This window comes from Kitasatospora sp. NPDC059088, from assembly GCF_042738155.1.
Taxonomy (GTDB): Bacteria; Actinomycetota; Actinomycetes; order Streptomycetales; family Streptomycetaceae; genus Kitasatospora.
The window spans coordinates 1-3749 of record NZ_JBHYGR010000120.1 but is presented as its reverse complement, the minus strand read 5'-3'; the positions used below and the strand labels follow the sequence as shown (position 1 = coordinate 3749).

3 protein-coding genes are annotated in these 3749 nt (G+C 74.3%); all 3 read left to right on the top strand.

Annotation, left to right across the window (positions count from 1 at the left end; translation table 11 throughout):
* Positions 1–351: 351 nt before the first annotated feature.
* Positions 352–558: a cold-shock protein gene (locus ACFWXO_RS35750; RefSeq protein WP_196949043.1), complete on the top strand. Its 207-nt coding sequence runs from the start codon at positions 352–354 to the stop codon at positions 556–558.
* A gap of 170 nt (positions 559–728) precedes the next feature.
* Complete coding sequence (locus ACFWXO_RS35745; protein WP_380529313.1) at positions 729–2480, top strand: DEAD/DEAH box helicase; 1752 nt, start codon at positions 729–731, stop codon at positions 2478–2480.
* A gap of 298 nt (positions 2481–2778) precedes the next feature.
* Positions 2779–3492: a ricin-type beta-trefoil lectin domain protein gene (locus ACFWXO_RS35740; protein WP_380529311.1), complete on the top strand. Its 714-nt coding sequence runs from the start codon at positions 2779–2781 to the stop codon at positions 3490–3492.
* Positions 3493–3749: the final 257 nt, after the last annotated feature.

The window sequence follows — 3749 nt, the reverse complement described above, 5'->3', positions numbered from 1 at the left end:
GGTGGGTCCGCCCCGGTGGGCGGCGGGGGGTGCGCGCCCCTCCGCTGCGGCGGGGGTGCCGCCGCCCCCCCCCCGCGGCGCGCCGCCGCGGGGGGCCCCCCCCGTCCCCTCTTTCCAGGGGGGCCAAACGTGATCTGTCGAGCAGAAAAGTCCCCGGTCAATCGGGGTGCGACCGTGCTACAGTCGAGGCAGTTGCAGTTTTGGTTCCCATGAACGTGTGTGTGCGCCTGCTGGTACCAACCAACAGGCGCATTTGTTTTGTCCGGTGTTTCAGTCTCCGGATGGGGATCGCGGCTACTTGGGGACTCACGAGGTGTGGGTCCCTGATGCCCCAAGTATGAGGAGACGGTTATGGCTACCGGCACCGTGAAGTGGTTCAACAGCGAAAAGGGCTTCGGCTTCATCGAGCAGGACGGCGGCGGCCCGGACGTCTTCGCCCACTACTCGAACATCCAGGCCAACGGCTTCCGCGAGCTCGTCGAGGGCCAGCGCGTCGAGTTCGACGTCACCCAGGGCCAGAAGGGCCCGCAGGGCGAGAACATCCAGGTCATCGCCTGACGTTCAGCCTCTCAGCTGACACGTGATCCTGTGATCTCGTGAAGCGGGGGCCCGTACCGCTCGGCGGTGCGGGCCCTCGTTCATGCCGCAGTACGGCCGGGGCGGCGCACTCCACTCAGACGGCCGACCAGTCCGCGAACGCGGGCTGCCGACCGACGTACGGAGAACCCGTGACCACCCCTGCCCGCACGCCCCGCGACCGAGGCGACCGCACCACCGACCGTTCCGCCGCACGCACCGGCGACCGCACGGCCGAAGGCCGCACCGGCCGCCCCCGCCGCACCGGCGACAACCCCGAGCGCGCCCGCCGCACCGGGGAGGGCGCCGCCGCCGCCGACCGCACCCGCAAGCCCCGGGGCCGCACCGGCGCCCCCAAGGCCACCCGCACCGCCGTGGCGGAGCCCGCCGACTTCACCGTCGTCGAGGGCACCCCGGCCCGGCCCCCGGCAGCCTCCTTCGGCGAGCTCGAACTGCCCAAGGCGATCCTCTCCGCGCTCACCCGCGAGGGCGTCACCGAGCCGTTCCCGATCCAGGCCGCCACCCTGCCCGACTCGATCGCCGGGCGCGACGTCCTCGGCCGCGGCCGCACCGGCTCCGGCAAGACCCTCGCCTTCGGCCTGCCGCTGCTCGCCCGCACCGCCGGGCGCCGCGCCGACTCCCGGCACCCGCTGGCGCTCGTCCTGGTGCCCACCCGCGAGCTCGCCCAGCAGGTCACCGACGCGCTCACCCCGTACGCCACCGCCGTCAACCTGCGGATCACCACCGTCGTCGGCGGCATGGGCATCAGCCGGCAGGCCAACGCGGTGCGCCGCGGCACCGAGGTCCTGGTCGCCACCCCCGGCCGACTGGACGACCTGATCGGCCGCGGTGACGTCAACCTGTCCGACGTCGCCATCACGGTCCTCGACGAGGCCGACCAGATGGCCGACATGGGCTTCCTCCCGCAGGTCAGCCGGCTGCTGGAGCAGGTCGCCGAGGGCGGGCAGCGGATGCTGTTCTCCGCCACCCTGGACCGCAACGTGGACCGGCTGGTCAAGCGCTTCCTGACCGACCCGGTCACCCACTCGGTCGACCCCTCGGCCGGCGCGGTCACCACCATGGACCACCACGTCCTGCAGCTGGAGCCCACCGACAAGGCCTCCGCCACCGCGCACATCGCCTCCCGCGACGGCCGGGTGATCATGTTCGTGCACACCAAGCACGGCGCCGACCGGCTCGCCAAGCAGCTGCGCGCCACCGGCGTGATGGCCGCCGCCCTGCACGGCGGCAAGTCCCAGCCGCAGCGCAACCGGGTGCTGGACCAGTTCCGCGAGGGCGAGGTCACCGCGCTGATCGCCACCAACGTGGCCGCCCGCGGCATCCACATCGACGGCCTCGACCTGGTCGTCAACGTCGACCCGCCGATCGACCACAAGGACTACCTGCACCGCGGCGGCCGCACCGCCCGGGCCGGCGAGTCCGGCACCGTCGTCACCCTCGTCCTGCCCGAGCAGCGCCGCGAGGTCAACCGGCTGATGACGGTCGCCGGGATCCGCCCGACCGTCACCAAGATCCGCCCCGGCGACGCCGAGCTGTCCCGGATCACCGGCGCCCGCACCCCCAGCGGCGTCGCGGTCGCGCTGGTCGTCCCGGCCGCCGCCCAGCCCGCGGCCCCGGCCGCCTCGGCCGACGGCAAGGGCGCCGGCAAGTCCGGCAACCCGCGCCGCCGCCCCGCCAAGCGCTCCGGGCTGCCCGCCGACGTCGACATGAACGGCAACCCGCGCCGCCCGCGCCCCAAGCAGCGCCTCGGCGCCGCCACCCAGGGCGAGCGGCCGCAGGCCGCCGGGTTCATCGGGCGCTCCTCCGGCCGGGCCCGGCCGGGCAGCGGCTCCCAGTCCGGCGGCAACTACGGGACGGGGCGCCAGCGCCGCAAGTTCGACTGACGGCCGTCCCGGCCTCCCGGCCCCCGGCCCCGGTTTCGCCGAACGGGCCCCGTGCTCCCCTGTGGTGGGGAGCGCGGGGCCCGTTCCGCGTTTCCGGGCCGCCCGTTTCCGGGCCGTCCGAGCGCCTGCCGACCGAACAGCTGGCGTGAATCCGTTGAAGCTCGCCTTGAACGAGAGCTTGACGGTGACCCGGCGAACCCCGATTCTTCTACACGGCCCACACAACTGCCGCACAGTCACCACCAGTGCACAGACGTCGTGTTGACGCGATTCGCCGACCGGAAGGACCACCGTCCCGATGCGCCGAACCTCCGCCCTGCTGACCACCGCCCTGCTCGCCGGGGCCGCCGCCCTGGCCGCACCCGCCACCTCCGCCCAGGCCGCGCCCTCCTGCGGCGCCTACGTCGCGGGCTGGAGCGCGATCGGCAGCTGCAGCGGCCTCGACCCGATGCAGACCTGGACCGTCGCCGCCACCTGTTACTACTGGAACTCCACCCACACCGTGCAGTTCACCCGCCCCGCGATCGGCGGCGTGGCGATCGGGGACGGCAGCGTCTCCGCGGCCTGCGGCATCGGCGACAGCGTCATGTTCCCGCGCGTCATCCTGGGCGCCACCCCGCCGGCCGGCCCGACCGGCCAGATCACCGGCTACGCCAACAAGTGCGTCGACGTGAAGGGCGCCAACCTCGGCAACGGCACCCCCGTCCAGATCTACGACTGCAACGGCTCCGTCGCGCAGAAGTGGCGGATCGGCGTCGACGGCACCGTCCGCGCCCTCGGCAAGTGCATGGACGTCGCCGGCGGCGGCACCGCCAACCACACCATGGTCCAGCTCTACGACTGCAACGGCACCGGTGCCCAGCAGTGGCAGGCCCGCTCCGACGGCTCGCTCTACAACCCGCAGTCCGGCCGCTGCCTGGACGACCTCGGCTTCGCCACCAACAACGGCAACCAGCTCGGCATCTGGGACTGCAACGGCGCCGCCAACCAGAAGTGGAACCTCCCGGCCTGACGCACCACCACCGGAGCCGGGTCCGCCGCCCGCACCCCCCGCGGGGGGGGGGGCACCTCCCCTCTTGCGGAGCCCGGGACGGGATCCCCGCCCGCCCCGACGGCGCCCTCTACCAGCTCTCCGGCGGCCTCGCCGACGCCGACGCCGGCCACCCGGGCGACACCTCCACCCTCCGCCGGGTCCGACCCGGCCCCACCCCGAGGGGGGGGGGGGGGGGCGCGGGGGGCGGGGGGCGCGCGGCGGGGGGGGCGGCCCGC